This is a genomic window from Catenulispora acidiphila DSM 44928, assembly GCF_000024025.1.
GTDB lineage: Bacteria > Actinomycetota > Actinomycetes > Streptomycetales > Catenulisporaceae > Catenulispora > Catenulispora acidiphila.
In genome coordinates this window covers 6,476,157-6,496,634 of the sequence record NC_013131.1, presented here as the reverse complement: position 1 = coordinate 6,496,634, position 20,478 = coordinate 6,476,157, and the positions used below count along the sequence as shown (strand labels likewise).

Here is a 20,478-nt window from a genome sequence, read left to right as displayed (position 1 = left end):
AAGATTCGGAGTAGCATCGGCCGCATGACGACTGCGATCAGCGCGTCCGGCCTGGTGAAGACGTTCGGCCGGACCCGTGCGCTCGACGGCCTGGACCTGACCGTCCAGGAGGGGGAGGTCCTGGGCTTCCTGGGACCCAACGGGGCAGGCAAGTCGACGGCGATCCGGGTCCTGCTGGGCCTGATCCGCGCCGATGCCGGGCAGGCGGCGCTGCTCGGCGGCGATCCCTGGCGCGACCGTGTGGCCCTGCACAAGCGGCTGGCCTACGTGCCCGGCGACGTCACCCTGTGGCGGAGCCTGTCCGGCGGGGAGGTGATCGACCTGCTCGGCGGGCTGCACGGCGGGGTCGACGCGCGCCGCCGCGCCGATCTGCTGGAGCGGTTCGAGCTGGATCCGACCAAGAAGGGCGGCCAGTACTCCAAGGGCAACCGCCAGAAAGTCGCGCTGATCGCAGCCCTGGCCTCGGATGTGGAGCTGCTGGTCTTCGACGAGCCGACGTCCGGCCTGGACCCGCTGATGGAGGACGTGTTCCGGCAGTGCGTCGCCGACGAGCGCGAGCGCGGCCGCACCATCCTGCTCTCCAGCCACATCCTGTCCGAGGTCGAGGCGCTGTGCGACCGGGTGAACATCATCCGCGCCGGCAAGACCGTGGAGACCGGCTCGCTGGCCGAGCTGCGGCACCTGACGCGCACCACCGTCCAGGCCGAACTCGCCGGCGCGCCGACCGGGATCGCGGACCTGCCCGGCGTGCACGACGCCAAGGTCGGCGCCGCGACGTTCGCCGGCCAGGTCGACACCGACCACCTCGACGGCGTGCTCAAGGCGCTGACCGCGGTCGGCGTGAAGACGCTGGTCAGCCGGCCGCCGACGCTGGAGGAGCTGTTCCTGCGGCACTACGAGCCCGAAGGGGCGCAGCAGTGAGTGCCGAGACGGCGTCGGAGCCGAAGAAGAGCGACAAGAAGGCCTCCACCAAGACCTCCAAGTTCGCCACCGAACCCGGCGCGCAGGCCGACTCCGACAGCGGTCTTCGTACCCTGATCAAGCTCGCCTCGCACCGCGACCGCATCATGCTGCCGGTGTGGATCTACGCGCTGCTGGCGACCGTCGGCGGGACCGCGTACTCGTTGAAGAAGCTGTATCCGGCGCAGAGCGACCGCGACAAGCTCGGCGCCAGCATCGGCACGAACCCCTCGCTGCGCGCGCTGTACGGCCCGCTCTACGACACCCACAGCCTCGGCGCCCTGACCGCCTGGCGCACGCTGGGTTTCGGCGGCCTGCTGATCGGCATCATGGTGGTCCTGCTGATCACCCGGCACACTCGCGCCGAGGAGGAGTCCGGGCGGCTAGAGCTGCTCGGGTCCGGCGCGGTGGGACGTAACGCGCCGTTGAGCGCGGCGCTTTCCATCGCTGTCGGCGTCTGCTTCGGGATCGGGCTGCTAACCGCTGTGGTGATGGTGGCGTTGGGTCAGGGCGCGGGCGGCGCGCTGGCATTCGGGGCGTGCCTGTTCGCCGTCGGCGTGGCGTTCGCCGGGACGCAGGCGGTCGCGGTGCAGCTCACCGAGACCGGGCGCGCCGCCAACGGGATCGGGGCGCTCGTCCTCGGCGTGGCGTATCTGCTGCGTACGGTCGGCGACGCGGCGGGGAACAGCGGCGGCGCCGGGTGGGTGGCGTGGCTGTCGCCGTTCGGGTGGATCGAGCGGGTGCATCCGTGGGCCGGGAACCGGTGGTGGGTCCTCGGTGTGACGCTGGCCGCCGGGGTCGTGGCCGCTGCCGTCGGCTATCGGGTGCAGAACGCGCGGGATCTGGGCAGCGGGCTGTTGCCGCAGCGTCCGGGACCGGCGAGTGCCGGACCCGGGTTGCGCGGCGTGTTCGGGTTGGGGCGGTGTTTGCAGCAGCCGACGTTGCTGGGGTGGATGGCTGGGATCTTCGTGTTCGGGATCGTCATGGGATCCATCGCCAAGGGCATCGACCAGTTGCTGAACGACAATCAGCAGGTTGAGAAGATCATCGGTCGCTATGGCGGGGTGCAGGGACTGACCGACTCCTACTTGGCGACCGCCGTCAGCTTCCTGGGGATGGCCGCGGCGTTCTACGCGGTGCAGGCGGTGCTGCGGCTGCGCGGGGAGGAGACCTCGGGGCGTGCCGAGCCGGTGCTGTCCGGGTCGGCCGGGCGGCTGGCGTGGGCGGGCAGCCACCTGGTGTTCCCGGCGGTCGGCAGCGCGCTGGTGATGGCGGCGGGCGGGCTCGGGGTGGGGGTCGGCGCCGGGGCGGTGCTGGGGGATTTCTGGGGGTGGGTCGGACGGATGGTGCGAGCCGGGCTGATCACCACGCCGGCGTTGTGGATCATCGCGGCGGTCGCGGTGGCGCTGTTCGGGCTGATGCCGAAGTGGACGGCGGGGGCGTATGGGGTGTTCGGCGTGCTGGTGTTCATCGCTTATCTGGGCCCGTTGGTGAACGCTGGGCAGTGGTTCTTGGACCTGACGCCGTTCACGCACATTCCGAAGGTTCCCGGCGGGGTGTTCCACTGGACGCCGCTGGTGTGGATGACGGCGGTGGCCGCGGTTCTCTCGGCGGTCGGGCTGGTCGGGTTCCGGCGGCGGGACGTGTCATCTGCATGACGTATCCCTTGTATGACCTGTCTGCCACCTCTCTGCTACCGTTGACGGCATGAAGCGCGCTATGCAGACGACGACGCCGGACACCGTCCCGGCGCGCTGATTCCTGAACCAGCAACGAAGCCCCGGGGCGAGTGCCCCGGGGCTTCGTCGTTCTCCCGGGACCCTCGCCCCTCCCGCACACCTGATGTCAGTCGATGCCAGTTGATGCCAGCGAGGAGAAGTCCCATGAGCGAGATCCAGCACGACCACCGCAGGCTCGGCCGCGAGCTCGGCCTGTTCGACACCGACCCGCTGATCGGCGCCGGGCTGCCGTACTGGCTGCCCGACGGCGCGGTGGTACGGCATGCGGTGGAGGAGTACATCCGGTCCGTTGAGAGACGTGCCGGGTATCAGCACGTGTACTCGCCGGTGCTCGGCAAACGCGAGCTGTACGAGATCTCCGGGCACTGGTCGCACTACAGCGAGGACATGTTCCCGCCGATGGATCTGGGCGCCGAGCAGATGGTGCTGCGCCCGAGCCTGTGCCCGACCCACGCGCTGATCTACCGCTCCCGCGCGCACAGCTACCGCGAACTGCCGCTGCGCATGGCCGAGATCGGCGGCATGTTCCGCTCGGAGATGTCCGGCGCGCTCGGCGGTCTGACCCGCGTCCGCGCCATCACCCTGAACGACGCGCACATCTTCTGCACCCTGGAGCAGGTCGCGCAGGAGGCGCAGGACGCGCTGAAGCTGATCCGCGACGCCTACGAGGCGCTCGGCATCGAGGCGGCCCGCATCCGGCTGTCGCTTCCCGGCCCGGGCGGCAAGTACGTCGACAAGCCGCAGATGTGGCAGCGCGCCACCGCGATGCTGCGCGAGGTCCTGGACGCCTCGGGCCTGGCGTACGAGGAGGCCGAAGGCGAGGCGGCGTTCTACGGCCCGAAGATCGACATCCAGATCGCCGACCCGGCCGGCCGCGAGTCGACCCTGTCCACCGTCCAGATCGACTTCCACCAACCCGAGCAGTTCGCCCTGGAGTACATCGGCGCCGACGGCGCCCGCCACCGCCCGGTGATGGTCCACCGCAGCATCGTCGGCAGCATGGAGCGCGTCGTGGCCCACCTGATCGAGCAGCACGGCGGCGCGTTTCCCGCCTGGCTCGCACCGGTGCAGGTGGCGGTCCTGCCGGTCGGCGAGGACGAGGCAGGCGCGGCCCGAGCGTTCCACGACCTGTGCCTCGACCTCGGCCTGCGCTCGGAGCTGATGGACCCCGAGCGCGGCAGCCTCGGCGCGCGCATCCGCGAGGCACGCCTGGTGCCGTACCAGGCGGTCATCGGCGGACGCGAGGCGGCTGCGGACGCGGTCGCGATCCGGCTGCGCGACGGACGGAAACTGGAGCCCATGTCGGTGGCGGAGGCCGGGAAGCGGATGGTGGAGCGCGTCGCGGCTCGGGGGAAGGTGCTGTGGGCGGATTAGGGAGCGCGGCCGGCGATGGCGAGGCGGCTGCTTGGCTTGTGATGTCTGCTGCTCGCCCGGCGGTTGCGATTGCGGTGCGGTCAGGCTGAACCGCTCAGCCGATAGCGCTCATGCCCCTCAGGCCTGCTGCACCGCTATCGCTGTCGCAGCCGCTGTCGCAGTCGCAGTCGCAGTCGCAGTAGCAGCCGCTGTCGCAGCCGTCGGCGCCGCGATCGCCGCGTCGTCCGCATGCTCACCTGCCGCGATCAGGACCTGGTCGGGCAGCACGATCACCAAGGAGCCCGGCTGGGCCGTGCCGGCGGCGAGGGCTGCCTCGCGCCACAGGTCTGGGGCGGGGAGGACCTGGTGGGTGGTGAGGGTCAGGGCTTTGCCGTCCCAGCCGAGGTAGCGGGCGCCCTCGACCCAGGGGAGGGTTGGTTCCTCGCCGAGGACGACCAGGTACTCGGGGTCGGTGACCAGGCGGAGGGGGGTGCCTTCGGCGAGGAGGGCTTGGGCTGCTTCGGCGAGGGCTGTGGCGACCGGGCCTATGCCGAGGACGGCTGCCGCTCGCAGGGCCGGTTCGCGGCGCTGCCAGGACTCGACCGTGTGGTGGTCGGCCGGCTGCCGGACTTCGCAGATGGTCATCGCCCCGCCCCCGTCGCTTGCGTGTTCACCGCAAAAGGATACGCAGCGCGGCGGCGCCGGGGACCTGTCTGCCCGGCATGCGAGCATGGTCACATGCTGCTGCGCATCGAGGGACGCGAGCTGCCGGGCCTGCCGGGCGTCGTGGTCGCGGTCCAGGCCAGGGACAAGCCGGCGGAATTGCTGGACCCGGTGGCCGGCGACGCCGCCGAGGCGGTGTGGGATCTGACGGTCGAGCCGTTCACCACCAAGCGCGGCGAGCGCACGCTGCGCGGCCGCCACGTCCAGGACGGTATCGGCGGACGCTTCGTCTACCTGTCGTGGAACCGCGTCGGCGAGGACGGCGGCTACACCATGTTCTGCCGCTCGAAGCTGATGATCGCCGGCATCCCGCAGGACGTGTTCGACGCCGGCGTCGCCGCCGGCGCGCTGCGGGCCCGCCTCGGGCTGACCGGACGCAAGGGTGGTCCGGTCGTGGCCCGGCTGCTGCCGCCGGCGGTGGAGTGGACCGTCGGCGCCCCGTGATGAGACTCCCCGAATCAGAGGCCTGACATAGTGGGGAGAAGAAGCGGCGGCCGGCCGCCCCGGCGAACCGGGACGCCGACCGCCCAGGGCCGGCACGAGCGGCCGCGCGAACCCGCGCCCCACCCGCGCCGGCACCGCCAGGTAGTACATGCAGGACACCCGGCGGCAGTCCGCTTCTTCGAATATACGCGCGAACCGGGCGTCTCCGGCGGTGCCGCGCCCGAGGGAGTTGAGCATCGCTGACGGTGACCGGGCCTCCCCCATTCAGGGCACCGCGCGCACCCGCCCCGACCTGCGCCATTCCAGACTCGCCCCGCCAGCGCATCGCATAACAGTTTCATCGCTGCCAATAGGGAAAAACGCCCCATGTGTACGACTGGGACGAAGTCCTGCGCGATGCCGAACGCACCCCCGGAGCCGGGGGCGACGGCCAAGAGCGCCTCGTCGTCAACATGGGACCGCAGCACCCCTCGACCCACGGCGTGCTGCGCCTGATCCTGGAGATCGAGGGCGAGAGCGTCATCGAGGCCCGCTGCGGCATCGGCTACCTGCACACCGGCATCGAGAAGAACCTGGAGTACCGGAACTGGACCCAGGCGGTGACCTTCCTGACCCGCGCCGACTACCTGATGCCGCTGTTCAACGAGACCGTCTACTGCCGCGCGGTCGAGGCGCTGCTCGGCGTCGAGGACGACGTGCCGCCGCGCGCGAACGTCATCAGGGTCCTGCTGATGGAGCTGAACCGCATCTCCTCGCACCTGGTGGCCCTGGCCACCGGCGGCATGGAACTCGGCGCGATGACGGTGATGACCAACGGGTTCCGCGACCGCGAGCCGATCCTGGACGTCCTGGAGGCGGTCACGGGGAACCGGATGAACCACGCCTACGTCCGTCCCGGCGGGCTCGCGCAGGACCTCCCCGACGGCGTCGTCGAGCAGATCAGAGCCCTGATTGTCGAGTTCCCCAAACGGATCCTGGACTACGAACGCCTGCTGAGCGCCAACCCGGTGTTCGTCAGACGCACCAAGGGCGTCGGGTATCTGGACCTGCCGGGCTGTATGGCGCTCGGCGTCACCGGCCCGGTGCTGCGCGCCGCCGGACTCGCGCACGACCTGCGCAAGTCGGACCCGTATCTGGGCTATGAGACCTACGACTTCGAGGTACCGACCGACACCGGCTGCGACGCCTACGGCCGCTATCTGGTGCGCCTGCACGAGATGACCGAATCGCTGCGCATCATCGAGCAGGCCCTGGACCGCCTGGAACCCGGACCGGTCATGCTCGCCGACCCGAAGATCGCCTGGCCGGCGCGCCTGTCGCTCGGCGGCGACGGGCTGGGCAACTCCGAGGAGTGGATCCGCCACATCATGGCGCAGTCGATGGAGGCGCTGATCCACCACTTCAAGCTGGTCACCGAGGGTTTCGTGGTGCCGGCCGGGCAGGTGTACTCCTTCGTGGAGTCCCCGCGCGGCGAACTCGGCGCGCACGTCGTCAGCGACGGCGGCACACGGCCGTTCCGCGTGCACCTGCGCGACCCCTCGTTCACGCACCTGCAGGCGGTGTCGGCGATGGCCGAGGGCGGCATGCTCGCGGACGTCGTGGCGGTGGTGGCCTCGGTGGATCCGGTGCTGGGCGGCGCGGACCGCTGACTCGCCATCGCGCACAGGTATTGACTGGGCACGTCCCGTGACTAGGTTCGAGTCAGTCGAACTCTGCGAAAGGGGACGTCGGTGAACCAGAAGCGGAAACTCCGGCGACGCCACGGCAAAATCCGCCGCCATCGCACCATCGCCCACATCCGCAAGCACCGCCTGCACGGCCGGCATCTCGGCTAGCGACACGCCGGACATCTTCTTTACACAAACCCTTGTCGCGTAAACCATCCTCGGCCACACTGAGGGGCATGGAGCACTTCGACGTGGTCGTGGTCGGCGCGGGTCTGTCCGGGATCGGAGCCGGATACCGGCTGCAGACCGAATGCCCAGAGCGCAGTTACGTGATCCTGGAAGCCCGGGACGCCATCGGCGGGACGTGGGACCTGTTCCGGTATCCCGGCGTGCGGTCGGACTCCGACATGTTCACGCTGGGATACGCCTTCCGGCCCTGGCGCGAGGCCAAGTCCATCGCCGACGGGGACACCATCCGGGACTACATCCGCAGCACCGCCGAGCAGTTCCGGATCGAGGAGAAGATCCGCTTCCGGACCAGGGTGGTAGCCGCCGACTGGTCCAGCGAGCAGGCGTGCTGGACCGTCACCGTCGAGCAGAGCGTCGCTGATGCCGCCGACGCCGATGCCGCCGATGCCGCCGTTGAGCGCCGCACGCTGACCTGCGACTTCCTGTACTCCTGCACCGGGTACTACGACTACGCCAGCGGCTACACCCCCGACTTCCCGGGCGTCGCCGACTACCAGGGCACCGTCGTGCACCCGCAGTTCTGGCCCGAGGACCTGGACTACGCCGGCAAGCGCGTCGTCATCATCGGCAGCGGCGCGACCGCCGTCACGCTGGTGCCCTCGATGGTGCGGGACGCCGAGCACGTCACGATGCTGCAGCGCTCGCCGAGCTGGATCGGCGCCGTGCCGGGCCGGGACAAGCTGGCCGACCAGCTGCGCGCCGTGCTGCCGCCGCGGGTCGCGCACCGGATCATCCGCGCCAAGAACATCGCCTTCACCATCGGCGTCTACCAGTTCTGCCGCCGCCGGCCCGCCGCCGCGCGCAAGATGCTCACCAAGCTGGCGAACCGGTTCCTGAAGGACGAGCAGATGGTGCGCGAGCACTTCACGCCGACCTACAACCCCTGGGAGCAGCGGCTGTGCGCGGCGCCGGACGCCGACTTCTTCCGCGCGATCCGCGGCGGCAAGGCGGACGTGGTCACCGACCACATCGAGGCGTTCATGCCCGAAGGCATCCGGCTGGTCTCGGGCAAGGTGCTCGAGGCGGACGTCGTGGTCACCGCCACCGGGCTGCGGCTGCTGGCGCTCGGCGGGATCGCGCCGAGCGTCGACGGCGTCGAGGTGCCGCTGGCCAAGCAGTTCGTGTGGCGCGGGGCGATGGTGACCGGCATCCCGAACTTCGCGGTGTGCATCGGCTACACCAACGCCTCCTGGACGCTGCGCGGCGACCTCACCTCGCGGTTGGTCTGCAAGGTGCTGAACCACATGAAGGCGCGCGGGTACTCCTCGGTGGTCCCGGTCCCGGACGGCACACTGCGCGAGCGGCCGTTGCTGGACCTGAGTTCGGGCTACATCCAGCGCTCGATCCAGGAGTTCCCGCGCTCCGGGCACCGCAGTCCGTGGCGGGTGCGCCAGAACTACATTCTGGACGCGGCAACTACGATGCGGACCGATCTGGACCGGACGCTGCGTCCCACGCGGCGTGAGAAGGCAGGGGTGAGCTCGTGACGCCGATGATGGCGCCGTTCCGCTTCAACGGCGCGGTCGCGGTGGTGACCGGCGCCGCCGGCGGGATGGGGGAGCAGCTCGCCTACGGCTTGGCGCTGCGCGGCACGCACCTGGTGCTGGTGGACCGCGATGCCGAGCGGCTGACGACGGTTGCCGCGACCGTGACGCGGCGGCGTCCGGAAACCAGAGTGCGGACCTTCGTCGCGGACCTGTCCGACGCCGCCGCGGTCGGCAAGCTCGCCGCCGACATCCTCGACGCCGAACCGGTTCTCAACCTGCTGATCAACAACGCCGGCGTGGCGCTGGCGGGCACGTTCGCCGAGACCTCCGCCGAGGAGTTCGACTGGGTGATGGCGGTCAACTTCGCCGCCCCGGTGGCCTTGACGCGTGCGCTGCTGCCCCGGCTGCGTGAGTCGGACGGCAGCCATGTGGTGAACACCTCCAGCCTGTTCGGCTTGATCGCCCCGCCCGGGCAGAGCGCGTATTCGGCCAGCAAGTTCGCCTTGCGCGGCTTCACCGAGGCGCTGCGCCACGAGCTGACCGGCGAGGTCGGCGTGACGTGTGTGCACCCCGGCGGCATCAAGACCCGCATCGCGCTGGACGCGCGCGTCGCCGCCGGCGCCGACCAGGAGCAGAGCGTGAAGGCGATGCGCGCCTTCACCAAGGTCCTGACCTACCCCGCCGACCGCGCCGCGACCCGGATCATCGAGGGCGTGCGGCAGCGGCGCGGCAGGGTGCTGATCGCGCTGTCGGCGCGCGTGCCGGACGTGCTGGCCCGGCTGTTCCCCGCGACGTATTGGGATCTGTTCGTGCGGGTGAACCCGCGTGCCGGTGACCGGCGTCCGCGCCGCTAGCGATCCGAGCGTGCGTCGATCAGGCAGATGAACGCCAGCGCCACGGTGACGACGGCGGCGATGAGGATGACCAGGCCCATGGGGAACATGTGCGACTCCTCGGATCGGGATGGTTTCCTTAGAGCTTCGATCCGCGGGGACCGATCGTCCAGGGGCGGGGGAAAGTCAGAGCACTGTATCAAGGGTCGAATACGTAGTCGCTGAGGTAGCAATTCCGATCCCGCGCGTGTCGCCGCAGCCCTACGGTGACCGGCATGGCGCGCGTGTTGTCCGTCCCGGCCCGTGTGGTCTCCGCGATCTGTTTTCCGGTGCTCCTGCCGCTGTGGCTGGCGTGGAGCCGGCTGCGGACGCGGGGTGAGCGGCGCGGTGTGGTGTGGTCCGCCGAGGCGCTGCACGCCGCCGCGCACGAGATCGCGCTGCTGGTGTGGCCGCCGGTGGCCGCGGCCGGCGCCTGGGCGCTGTACTGGGCCTCCGGTTGGGGACCCGGCGGCATCGGCGGGGACGTGCGCGGGGCGGTGCTGGGCTGGCTCGCCGCGGGAGTGGTCGTGCTGGCGGTGCACGGCGCCCGGCACGGCGAGGTGCCCGACGAGGGTCCCGAGCCGGCCGTGCCCGCGCATCCCCTGCGCCACCTGGCGGGCTACGGCGCTTTGTTCAGCCTGTACCTGCTGGTGGCCATGATCTTGGTGGTGGTGCCCGTGGCGCTTATCCTCAGCATCTGATCGGCCGCTGATCTATCCTCGACGCATGCGCGCGGCCATCCTCGTCGAGGGAGTGAGCGACCAGGCGGCGCTGCGCGCGCTGGCCCTGCGCCGCGGCCGCGACCTGCCCGCCGAGGGCATCGAGGTGGTCGCCATGGACGGCGCCACGAACGCCGCGCGCTACCTGCACGACTACGGTCCCGCCGGCTGCGGCGTGCTCCTGGCCGGCCTGTTCGACGAGGCCGAGGAACGCTTCTTCCGCCTCGGCCTGGAACGCGCCGGCTTCGACCCCGGACCCAAGACCGAGGACCTGGAGGAGCTCGGCTTCTTCGTCTGCCGCGCCGATCTGGAGGACGAACTCATCCGCGCCGTCGGCGCCGACGAAGTCCTGCGCCTGGTCGTCGCCGAGGGGGAGGAGCGCTCCTTCCGAACCCTCCAGCGCCAGCCGGCCATGCGCGACAAGAGCCTGGTCCACCAGCTGCGCCGCATGATGGGCGGCCGCACCGGCGGCAAGGAGCGCTGGGCGCGGCTGCTGGTCGAGACGGTGCCGCTGGAGCAGGTGCCGTATCCGCTGGATGCGGTGCTGGCGCAGTTGGCTTGAGCGGGAGAGTGGCGCGCAGAACGTCGCTCGGGATCGTGCTCGCTGAGCTGGCGTGAGCCGGAAAAAAATTAGAGGCGCCAAAACCAAAAGCACCCCGAGCCAAAGCACCCGAACCAAAAGCCTGATGCCCCGCAGCGGGGTCGGCGTGCGGGGCATCAGGGAACTCACCGGAACCGTGGCGGGCGGTCCGGCTGGGGCGCGGGCGCCGGCGCCGGTGGTGGCACTGGGAGCCGGCGTCGGCGTCCGCGCGTTCGTCGGGTCAGCAGGGTCGGCAGGTCAGCAGGGTCCGTTGTCGGTCCACACGCCGGCGGAACCGCCGGGGATGTCGGCCTCGGTCCACCACTTCGCCGTCCACTGGTGGCCGTTGTAGGAGACCTTCTGGCCGCCGGTGTACGCGGTGGAGGAGTTCCATGCCGCCGCGGTGCAGGTTCCGCCGCCGCCGCCGGTGGTGGAGGAGGTCGGTGAGCTCGGGGGCGTGGTGGTCGGGGTGCTGGAGGTCGGCGGCGGCGGGGGCGGGGTGGCCGCGCCCGCGAACTGCGCGGTGAACTTCGTGAAGTCCCAGTTGTTCTGCGGGACCGAGGAGCAGCTGCCGGACAGGGTGCCGTTGTTGTCCGGCGGGCTGCACTGCCGGTCGCGGTTCACCGACCAGTACGTGTAGCGCGCCAGGCCGTGGCTGGTGGCGTAGTTCAGCACGGTCTGGAAGTCCGACTGGTAGAAGAACTCTGCCGCGTCGGTGCGGCCGTTCATCATCGACACGCCCTCGTGCTGGTAGGCGGTCGTGGAGTCCCAGCCCATGTGGGACTCCAGCAGCCCGTGGAAGGCCTCCAGCGCCGAGACCTGAGAAGCCGCGCCGCTGAAGCCGCCGTCGAAGGGCATGATGGAGAAGTTGTTCGGCGCGAACCCGATCGAGTGCGCCTGGTCCAGCAGCTGCGTGCCGAACCAGCCGGTGCCGGCGGAGGTGCCCGGCATCGTCACCGAGACGTACAGCCCCGGGTTGTTGCGCTGCAGCGTCTGCGCGGCGCCGAGCTCGTTGGCGATGGCCGCGGTGTTCTCATACTCCGGCTCTTCGAGGTCGAAGTCGATCGCGTGCAGCGAGTAGGTGCTGATGACCTGCTGGTAGGCCGCCGCGGTGGCCGCGACGCTGCCGCAGGTCTGGCCCAGCTTGGTGCCGCCGTAGCCGCCGACCGAGACCGAGACGTCGCCGCCCTTGCCGCGGATGGTGCTGATGACCGCCGGGATGGTCGTGTCCGAGCCGATCGGGCTGGTGCCGCCCCAGGTCGCCGAGCAGCCGCCGCCGTTGGGCGCCAGGATGAACGCCAGCTGGAAGGCCTTCTGCCCGGTGGCGTCCATGACCGCTGAGATGTCCGGCGGGGAGTTGTCCTCGGGCATCAGATACGGCGCCGAGGCGTACCAGGTGCTGCTGAGCGCGGCCGTGCCGGGCGCGGCGTGGCCGGTGGCGGCGAGCGCCATCGTGGTGCCGGCGGCGAGAGCCAGTGCCGCTGTGGGCAAGGCCAATCGCCGCTTCAAACTCGCGGTTGCCATGGGGTCTCCGAACGAGTGGCGGGGAGGGAGAGGGAGGGAGGATGTTCAGACTCCGGAGTCGCGAATCATGATTGGACTAGACCAGCTCCCCGTCAAGGGTTCCGGGTAAAGGCCCGGCAAATAACGGTCAAGCGCGGGTGATCGCTCGGCTGACCTGCGAGAAAAGATCAGTGGTGTAGACCCTTGACAGCGGCGAGTGGTCTAATCCACTTTGTGTGTCAGGGCGGTTACATCGCCCCGCACTGTCACCTTCCTGCCCCCACACGGAAAGGTACGACTCTCCCATGAAGACCCCAGGCCCGGGCCGCCGCCGCATGGCGGTGCGGTCCGGCGCACTGCTCGTCGCCGCGATAGCCGCCACCGCCACCGCGCTGTCGCACAGCGCCTCGGCCAGCCCGCAGGCGGCGGCCGCCGGCAGCAGCGTTTTCTCGGTCGCCCCGTACGTCGACATGTCCAACGGCCAGGAGCCGGTCCTGGACACCGCGATCACCGGCCACGGCCTGAAGGCTTACACCGCGGCCTTCATCATCGGCGTCGGCTGCAACCAGGAGTGGGGCGACACCCTCCCGGTCGGCAACGACTCCTTCACCGACCCCGAGATCGCCCGCGCCAAGTCCGAGGGCGCCTCGGTCATCATCTCCTCCGGCGGCGCCGCCGGCGAGGCGCTGGCCTGGACCTGCACCAACCAGTCCTCGATCCAGGCCGGCTATCAGGCGATCATCAGCGACTACGGGGTGAAGCAGCTCGACTTCGACGTCGAGGGCGCCGCCGTGGCCGACCAGAGCGCGGCCGCGCGGAACTTCACCGCGATGAAGGCGCTGAAGTCCGCCAACCCCGGCTTGCAGTTCTCGATGACGCTGCCGGTGCTGCCCTCGGGTCTGACGCAGGACGGCGTCAACATCCTGCAGACCGCCAAGAACAACGGCGTGAAGATCGACGTGGTCAACCTGATGACCATGGACTACTACCAGGGCCAGCAGGACATGGGCGCGGCGGCGGTCAAGGCCGCGCAGAGCACGCTGGCGCAGATGAAGGCCGTGGACTCCAGCTACACCTACGCCAACGTCGGCATCACGCCGATGATCGGCGTGAACGACGACGGCTCGGTGTTCACCGCGGCCAACGCCGCCACCGTCGAGCAGTTCGCCTCCGCCAACGGCGTCGGGCGGCTCGCGTACTGGTCGATCGACCGCGACCAGCCGTGCCCCGGCGGGTCCGGCGGCGGTGCCTCCTCGACGTGCAGCGGCGTGGGCAACGCCAAGCTGGCCTTCGCGGACGCGTTCGTCCCGTACACCGGTAGCGGTGGCGGGACCGGCGGGACCACGGGCGGCACGACCGGTGGCACGACGGGCGGGACCACCGGTGGAACGACCGGCGGGACCACTGGCGGAACCACCGGCGGCGGTAGCTGTTCGGCCGCGCCGTGGAGCGCGAGCACCTCGTACGTGCCGAACGACGTCGTGTCGTACAACGGCCACTCGTGGACCGCGACGTACTGGTCGACCGGTGTGACGCCGGGCTCGGCCATCGCATGGAACATCTGGAAGGACGACGGCGCCTGCTGAGACGCTTCAGCGCTGGTGTGTCAGTCGTCGCTGCCGCCGCCCGGTCCGCTCAGGCCGGGCGGCGGCGGCTTTCTCGCCGGTCGTGCCGGTCCTGCCGGGTGCGCCGGTCCCGCCACACGGCGAACGCCGCGAGCGCCACGGCCGCGGCGGCGCAACCGTGCACCGTCCCGATCGACCAGGACAGCCCGGCTGCCGCGCCGCCCCAGGCGCCGATCGTGTAAGCGGCCCAGACCGTCGTCAGCAGCACGATGGCTTTGCGCGCGCGGCGTCCCGGCTCCTCGGCGAACGCCGAGATCAGCGTCACGAGCGTGCCGGTGAGCGTGGTGGTCGAGACCCCGCGCATCGCGACCCCGGCGGCGTAAGCGCTCTGCACTCCCATCGCCGCGGCCTCCACCCCGAGCCGCAGTTCACGCGGCGCGGAGGCGAGCACGATCACTGAGGCGAGCAGCAGCGCCTCGATCACCAGCAGGATCCAGGGGACTTCGGGGTCGTCGGCGCGGCGCGAGCGGCGCAGCGGCGGCACCGCGATCGCGACGCCGACGCAGAAGCCGAGCAGCGAGGAGAAGGGCCCGTAGGTGTCGGGCTCGGTGACGACGCCCGCGGGGTGCACCCCCGGAACCCAGCGCTCTGCCACCTGCACCGCCAGGAACACCGCGTTGCCGGTCTGGTTCGCGACGAACACCGAGCCGGAGCGCACGTAGGCGACCGAGTCCACCCACCCCGCGACAGCCGTGAGCAGCACCATCAGCCCCGCGGTCCCGGGCACCTTCCACAATCGCGCCACGGAGATCAGGATGGCGCGATCCCGGGCGCGGGCGGTGCAGGCGCGCCAGGAGGCAGCCAAGAGGCAGCCGGCAGACAGCCAGGAGACGCGCGGCGCTCTGGTCCGGTCAGACTGGCACGCTCCTGTGATTCCACTATCCCCCGGTGACCTGACAGAATGACCGGCCATGCAGGGCGATCTGACGGGGCTGGTGCTCGACGGCCGCTATCTACTTCAAGAGCGGCTCGGCGCGGGCGGTATGGGCGAGGTGTGGCGGTGTCGGGACCAGCGGATCGGGCGCGACGTCGCGGTGAAGCTGTTGCTCGATCTGCGGATGAGCGAGGAGGCGGTGGCGCGGTTCGAGCGTGAGGCGCGTGTGGCCGGCGGGCTGTCCAGCCCGCTGATCGTCACGCTGCACGACTACGGGCACGGCGACCTGAACGGGCGCGACGTGCCGTATCTGGTCATGGAGCTGCTCCAGGGCCGCACGCTGGCCGCCGTCCGCAACGACGAGCGCAACTCCCGCAGGGTGCTGACGTGGGGCGCGCAGGTGTGCGCGGCGCTGGAGGTGGCGCACCGGGCCGGCGTGGTCCACCGCGACATCAAGCCGAGCAACGTGATGGTGACCGACGACGGCGCGCTGAAGGTGCTCGACTTCGGCATCGCCCGCGTGGTCGAGGAGAACGCGACGCGCGCCGGCCTGACGGCCGAGGGCACGGTGATGGGTACCGCGGAGTACATGTCGCCGGAGCAGGCGGCCGGCAAGCCCGCGGACGCCCGCAGCGACCTGTACTCCTTCGGGTGTCTGCTGTACTTCCTGGTCACGGCCCGGCCGCCGTTCGTCACCGAGTCGTTCCTCGGGACCGTGCAGCTCCAGCTGAACGGCACGCCGGACCCGCCGAGCCGGCACCGGCCCGGGCTGCCGCCGGAGCTGGACCGGCTGGTGCTGGCGCTGCTGGCGAAGGATCCGGCGGCGCGGCCCGCCGGGGCGCAGGTGGTGCGCGAGGCGCTGGAGGGGATGCTGCCGGCGCCTAAGGCTGCCGGGACGGCCGCTTCTGGCGTCGGTGCGGCTGCTGCTGCCACTGTCGCCGCGACGGTGCCGGCAGTGGAGCCGACGGTGGTCGACGCGGCGGCCGTGGCGAATCAGCCTACTGAGGTGCCTGGGATTCAGCAGGCGGCGATGGCGACTCCGCACACTCCGACTCCGGCTCCTGCTCCTGTCACTCCTTCCACTCCCGCTCCCATCCCGATTCAGCACATTCCGATGCCGAATCCGACCCACCCGCCGACCGAGGTCGGCGCCCATTCCCCGACCCATGTCGTCCCCGAGGAGTTCGGCGGTCGGGGCGGGTCGGCGTCGTCGACTCAGGGCCCGGACAAGCCCGGCTCCCGCATATCCCGGCGCAAGTTGCTGCTCGGCGTCGGCGGCCTGGCCGGTGTCGTGGCGGCCGGTGGCGGTGCGTATGCCGCGGTCGGCGGCGGCGGCAAGAAGTCCGGCGCGAGTACCCCGCTCGCTAAGAGCAGCAGCGCCGCGGACGTCGCGGCCAGCAGCTCGGCCGCCGCGGTCACCTCGGCACCGTCGAGCTCTGATACCTCCTCGGCGCCGGAGACCTCCGCCGGCACCCCGGCGACGACCGCGTCCTCCTCCGGCGCCGAGGCACCGGCCGGCGGCTCGCAGGTCACGATCAAGCCGGCCGGCACGCCGGTGGGTTCGCTGGACGTCGCCGGGCAGCCGACGATCGCGATCCAGTGGATCGCGAACGGTGCGGCGCTGGTCGTCGCCGACGACGCCAACGGCGTGCAGATCGTGGACGTGTCCAACCCCGCCGGGCCGCACAAGGCCTCCAGCATCCCGGTGCCGCTGTCCGACGGGAACCTGCAGCCGATGCTGCACCTGGACTACAACGCCCAGCGCAACCTGCTGGTGCTCGGCGGCGCGGGCGGTCTGTCGCTGGTGGACGTGCACGACCCGAAGAACCCGGTGCAGCAGGCGAGCGTGCCGAACGTCAACGGCCAGAAGGTCGCCGACGTCGCCTTCAACCACGACGGCACGAAGCTGGTCGTCGCCGTGGCCGACAACAACACCGGCAGCTGCGTCCTGGACGTCAGCGACCCGAAGACCAACCCCAGCCAACTCAGCGCCCTGACCCCCGCCGACGACGCGACGCTGCAGTACGCGCTGTTCACCCACGCCGACAAGTACATAGCCACGACGACATCCGGCGGCGGCTCCCCGAAGTTCCAGCTCTGGAACGCCGCGGACCCGCACAACGTCCAGCCCGTCACCTCCACCCCCTGGTACGACACCGGCGACGACTCGACGACGAGGATCGGCTCAGCCCTCTACGCCGCCGAGACCGGACCCTGGCACATGCTCGCCGTCGGCATGGTCAGCGCCGACTCCAACAGCCAGGACCTCCAGTTCCTGGACTTCACCCAACCCCAGACCCCCACCAAGGTCTGGTACCTCCCCACCACCTCCGGCGCCCTGGCCTTCCACCCGAAGCTCCCCGTCATCGCCGTCGGCGACGCCCGCACCGGCGCCGCCACCGTCTGGGACATGACCGACGCCGCCCAGCCCCGCCAAGTCGCCCGCCTGGCCGCCGACAGCGGCTTCGTCGAGGACCTCGCGTTCAGCCCCGACGGCACCCTGCTCGCCGCCGCGGTGAAGCGCGACGGGAGCGGAAACGACCAGAACGCGGTCTTGTACTTCTGGAAGATGTGAGGTGAGGCCCGGCCACCCGGAGAGGGGTGGCCGGGCCGTTGTTCGCGGGAGCGGTCAGTCGTTGCTCACCTTCAACGTCCAGTCGCATTCCGAGTTCACTGACAGGTAGTGCGAGCCTGGGTTGCCATGCTCGTAGCTGGTGTCGCCACCCTCGGCCGCGAGTGAGTCGGCGAGGTCGCCGCCGAAGTCGGTGTCCACGCCGAGGATGAAGTTTCCCTTGCCGCCGTACTCGTTGGAGCAGTCGAACGTGTACGTGACGAACCATTCGGGCCCGGTGGTGAAGCTCGCGGTCTTCTTGATGCCGTTGCCAGAGGTCGAGAACACCACCGTCGGTATCGGTGCCGCGGTCGTCTTCGCCGCCGGCGGCGTACCGGCCGCGGTGTCGCCGGTCTTCGCGGTGCCGCCTCCGGCGGCGCCGATGGCGATGCCGAGGACCAGGCCTCCGGCGCTGCCGATGATCGCGGTGCGGCGCCGGACGGTCGGCTTGTCCGCCATCCGCTGCGGCGGAACGTAGAACGATGCGCGCTGCGGTGGTGCGTACGGCGGTGCGTAGGACGGCGCGGGCTGAGGCGGTTCGTCGGACGGCGTGCCGAATGGCAGCCCTGATTGCGTGTCGCGTTGATCCATGATTCCCCCCAAGGAATGTTTTGATCCCCCGTGCGACAGCGCCACGGTACGGCGACCTCCCGGCTGCTACCGGCCGGTCGGCTCAGATCGTTACCGAAACGATCTGAGTCATCACCGATTGTCAATACCGCGATTGGGGTTCGCGGCTGCCGGCTACCAACCCCGCTTGCGCCACTCCGCCAGCTGCGGACGCTCCGCGCCCAGCGTCGTGTCCTTGCCGTGGCCGGGGTAGACCCAGGTGTCGTCGGGGAGGCGGTCGAAGATCTTTGTCACGACGCCGTCGTACAGCGTGGTGAAGGCCTTGCTGTCGCCGAAGGTGTTGCCGACGCCGCCGGGGAAGAGGCAGTCGCCGGTGAACAAGTGGGGGGTGCCGGTGGGGACCTGGTAGAGCAGGGCGATGCTGCCGGGGGTGTGGCCGACCAGGTGGATGGCGGTGAGTTCGATGTCGTCGATGTGGAGGGTGTCGCCGTCGTCGACCGGGGTGGTGGTGGGGACGGGGATGGCTGGTGCGTCGGCGCGGCCTGCGTAGGTGGGGGCTCCGGTGGCGGTGGTGACGGCTGCCAGGGCTTGCCAGTGGTCGCCGTGGCGGTGGGTGGTGATGATCGCCTGGAGGCCGTCGGGGATCAGGGCCAGGAGGGTGGGTGCCTCGTTGGCGGCGTCGATCAGGACGCTGGCGCCGGTGCTCTTGCTCCGCAGGAGGTAGGCGTTGTTGTCCGCCGGGCCCACCGAGACCTTGGTGATGGTCAGTGCGGGCAGGTCGCGGACGGCGGGCGGGCCGCCCTGGGTGACTTCGCCGGTGTAGTCGGGCATGCCGGTCCATTCATTGGAATTGGGGGATGTATAGGTGTAACTGAAGCGAAACAGACCGGGCCGCCGCCATCACCTCCCAACAAGGCAGCAGCGGCAGCCCGAGCCCGCAGCCCTAAACTCCCAACCCGCCCCGCTCCGCGCCCAGCGTCGAGTCGTTCCCCCGCGCCGGGTACACCCACGTCTCGTCCGGTAGCGCGGCCAGGGCGCCGGTCAGCAGCTCGGCCGGCTTCGGCGCGTGCGGCTCGGCGCCGGTCAGGCAGTCGCCGGTGAACAGGTGCGGATGCCCCTTGGGATCGTCGTACAGCAGGGCCAGAGCGCCGGGGGTGTCGCCGGCCAGATGCATGGCTGTCAGGTGGGAGCGGCCGAGGGGGATCTTGTCGCCGTCGGCCAGGGGCACTGTGGTGGGGACCTCGATGGCGCCGGTGTCGTGGGTGCCGGCCATCGTCGCCGCGCCGGTGGCTGCCGCCACCTCGGCGAGGGCGCGCCAGTGGTCGCGGTGGGGGTGGGTGGTGATCACGGCCGCGAGGTCGCCGTTGACCAGCTGGATCAGGACTGGGGCGTCGTCGGCGGCGTCGATGAGGAGCTGCTCGCCGGTGAGGCGGTCGCGCAGGAGGTAGCAGTTCGCGGCGTGCGGGCCGACCGCGATCTTGGTGACGATCAGCTGCGCGAGTTCGTGGACGGCCGGCGGGCCGCCGGCGTGGACGATGCCGTGGTACGTCATCGGCGTCCCTCAGGCCCAGGCCGGCAGCTTCGGCAGCGGTCCGCGGCCGCCGGCCGGGATCACCGCGACCAGTCCGTCGCCGCCGGCGCGGCCGAGCAGCCAGGCCAGCAGCGCGCGCTTGGGTCCGCGCACCACCACCACGCCGCGGTCGTGCGGCGCCGCCTTCACGCCGTAGACGTGGTCCTCCTCCTCGGCGTCCAGGCGCAGCGCGGGGAAGTCGTCCCGGTCCTGGAAGCGGGCCAGGGTGTCGGCGAACCACTGGTCGGTGAAGGCGTCCGACCAGTGCGCCGGGGTGAAGTCCAGGTCCAGGTCGACGTGGTGGATCAGGACCTCGCCGAGCCGTTTGGCGGGCACCAGGTGGGCCGGGTACGGTGTCGCACCCGGCGTCCGGTACACCGGGGTGTCCCAGCGGCCCGCGGCCTGGGCGGCGGCGTAGGCCTCGGCGAAGCGTCCGGCGGACTCCCGCAGGTCCGCCACCTGCTCCGCGACCGGCCGGGAAGAGCCGGCCTCGACGTCGGCGTTGCGCTTGGCATCGGATGCGTACATCGGCGTGACCTCACCGGTCGCCGCGGTGTTGAGCATGTTGGACAGGCCGTCGGCGTTGCGGGCGATGTGCGTCAGCACATGGCCGCGCGTCCAGCCCTCGCACAAGGAGGGCGCGCGCAGGTCGTCGTCGGTGAGATCGGCGACGGTCGCCAGCAGGTGCGCGGTGGCCTCGGTGATCTGCTCGAGGCCCGCGGCGGCGTCGAAGGAGGCGGGGATGGTCGGTGATTCGGTCACGGCGGTAACTCTTCCGTACCCGGGGCCCTGGTGCCACACCGGTCTTGAAGTGTCGCCTCGGGGATCTGCGAGAGCCGATACGGATTTCCCGGTGTCGGAGGCGGAAACCCGAACTTGTCAGAGCCCCCGTCTAGCATCAGTGCGAGTCATGTCTTCAGGAAGGTTGCACT

At 70.7% G+C, this 20,478-nt stretch carries 18 protein-coding genes; 11 read left to right on the top strand and 7 right to left on the bottom strand.

Annotated features, from left to right (window positions below):
* Positions 1–24: 24 nt before the first annotated feature.
* From CACI_RS27895 to thrS, 3 genes are all read left to right on the top strand, one after another.
* Complete coding sequence (locus CACI_RS27895; RefSeq protein ID WP_015794222.1) at positions 25–921, top strand: ABC transporter ATP-binding protein; 897 nt, start codon at positions 25–27, stop codon at positions 919–921.
* A complete protein-coding gene (locus CACI_RS27890) occupies positions 918–2,618 on the top strand; it encodes an ABC transporter permease (protein WP_015794221.1) in 1,701 nt (566 codons plus the stop codon). The genes CACI_RS27895 and CACI_RS27890 overlap by 4 nt, the downstream gene beginning before the upstream one ends.
* A gap of 225 nt (positions 2,619–2,843) precedes the next feature.
* The gene (gene thrS / locus CACI_RS27885; protein ID WP_015794220.1) at positions 2,844–4,073 is read left to right on the top strand and encodes a threonine--tRNA ligase; all 1,230 of its coding nucleotides are present in this window, start codon (positions 2,844–2,846) and stop codon (positions 4,071–4,073) included.
* A gap of 117 nt (positions 4,074–4,190) precedes the next feature.
* On the opposite strand, the gene CACI_RS46150 is transcribed toward thrS, so the two are convergent.
* A complete protein-coding gene (locus CACI_RS46150; RefSeq protein ID WP_015794219.1) occupies positions 4,191–4,697 on the bottom strand; it encodes a bpX5 domain-containing protein in 507 nt (168 codons plus the stop codon).
* A gap of 93 nt (positions 4,698–4,790) precedes the next feature.
* On the opposite strand from CACI_RS46150, the gene CACI_RS27875 reads away from it, so the two are divergent.
* The 6 genes from CACI_RS27875 to CACI_RS27850 all read left to right on the top strand — a co-directional run bounded on the left by CACI_RS27875 (position 4,791) and on the right by CACI_RS27850 (position 10,775).
* Entirely contained in the window at positions 4,791–5,219 is a 429-nt protein-coding gene (locus CACI_RS27875) for a DUF5990 family protein (protein WP_015794218.1), read from the top strand.
* 368 nt (positions 5,220–5,587) lie between these two features.
* A complete protein-coding gene (locus CACI_RS27870) occupies positions 5,588–6,868 on the top strand; it encodes an NADH-quinone oxidoreductase subunit D (protein WP_015794217.1) in 1,281 nt (426 codons plus the stop codon).
* A gap of 254 nt (positions 6,869–7,122) precedes the next feature.
* Complete coding sequence (locus CACI_RS27865) at positions 7,123–8,622, top strand: flavin-containing monooxygenase (RefSeq protein WP_041540500.1); 1,500 nt, start codon at positions 7,123–7,125, stop codon at positions 8,620–8,622.
* A gap of 5 nt (positions 8,623–8,627) precedes the next feature.
* A complete protein-coding gene (locus CACI_RS27860) occupies positions 8,628–9,476 on the top strand; it encodes an SDR family NAD(P)-dependent oxidoreductase (protein ID WP_015794215.1) in 849 nt (282 codons plus the stop codon).
* A gap of 254 nt (positions 9,477–9,730) precedes the next feature.
* A complete protein-coding gene (locus CACI_RS27855) occupies positions 9,731–10,195 on the top strand; it encodes a hypothetical protein (RefSeq protein WP_015794214.1) in 465 nt (154 codons plus the stop codon).
* Positions 10,196–10,220: 25 nt separating this feature from the next.
* Positions 10,221–10,775, top strand: a complete 555-nt coding sequence (locus CACI_RS27850) for a TOPRIM nucleotidyl transferase/hydrolase domain-containing protein (RefSeq protein WP_015794213.1) — start codon at positions 10,221–10,223, stop codon at positions 10,773–10,775.
* Between the two features lie 276 nt (positions 10,776–11,051).
* Here the strand turns inward: CACI_RS27850 and CACI_RS27845 are convergent, their stop codons facing one another.
* Positions 11,052–12,317, bottom strand: a complete 1,266-nt coding sequence (locus CACI_RS27845; RefSeq protein WP_015794212.1) for a carbohydrate-binding protein — start codon at positions 12,315–12,317, stop codon at positions 11,052–11,054.
* Positions 12,318–12,601: 284 nt separating this feature from the next.
* Between CACI_RS27845 and CACI_RS27840 the strand changes: the two genes are divergently transcribed.
* Entirely contained in the window at positions 12,602–13,882 is a 1,281-nt protein-coding gene (locus CACI_RS27840) for a chitinase (RefSeq protein ID WP_015794211.1), read from the top strand.
* 49 nt (positions 13,883–13,931) lie between these two features.
* Here CACI_RS27840 and CACI_RS46145 read toward each other — a convergent pair whose 3' ends face one another.
* Positions 13,932–14,666 (bottom strand): DUF1275 family protein, encoded by a 735-nt coding sequence (locus CACI_RS46145; RefSeq protein WP_190276638.1) that lies wholly within the window; start codon positions 14,664–14,666, stop codon positions 13,932–13,934.
* Between the two features lie 166 nt (positions 14,667–14,832).
* Here CACI_RS46145 and CACI_RS46140 point away from each other — a divergent pair, with 166 nt between their 5' ends.
* Complete coding sequence (locus CACI_RS46140; RefSeq protein WP_015794209.1) at positions 14,833–17,370, top strand: serine/threonine-protein kinase; 2,538 nt, start codon at positions 14,833–14,835, stop codon at positions 17,368–17,370.
* A 54-nt stretch (positions 17,371–17,424) separates the two neighbouring features.
* Here the strand turns inward: CACI_RS46140 and CACI_RS27825 are convergent, their stop codons facing one another.
* The 4 genes from CACI_RS27825 to CACI_RS27810 all read right to left on the bottom strand — a co-directional run bounded on the left by CACI_RS27825 (position 17,425) and on the right by CACI_RS27810 (position 20,308).
* Positions 17,425–17,997, bottom strand: a complete 573-nt coding sequence (locus tag CACI_RS27825) for a hypothetical protein (protein WP_041540498.1) — start codon at positions 17,995–17,997, stop codon at positions 17,425–17,427.
* 153 nt (positions 17,998–18,150) lie between these two features.
* A complete protein-coding gene (locus CACI_RS27820) occupies positions 18,151–18,807 on the bottom strand; it encodes an MBL fold metallo-hydrolase (protein ID WP_015794207.1) in 657 nt (218 codons plus the stop codon).
* A 112-nt stretch (positions 18,808–18,919) separates the two neighbouring features.
* On the bottom strand, positions 18,920–19,528 hold the full coding sequence (locus CACI_RS27815) for an MBL fold metallo-hydrolase (RefSeq protein WP_015794206.1): 609 nt from the start codon (positions 19,526–19,528) through the stop codon (positions 18,920–18,922).
* Between the two features lie 9 nt (positions 19,529–19,537).
* Positions 19,538–20,308 (bottom strand): maleylpyruvate isomerase family mycothiol-dependent enzyme, encoded by a 771-nt coding sequence (locus CACI_RS27810; protein WP_015794205.1) that lies wholly within the window; start codon positions 20,306–20,308, stop codon positions 19,538–19,540.
* Between the last annotated feature and the right edge of the window lie 170 nt (positions 20,309–20,478).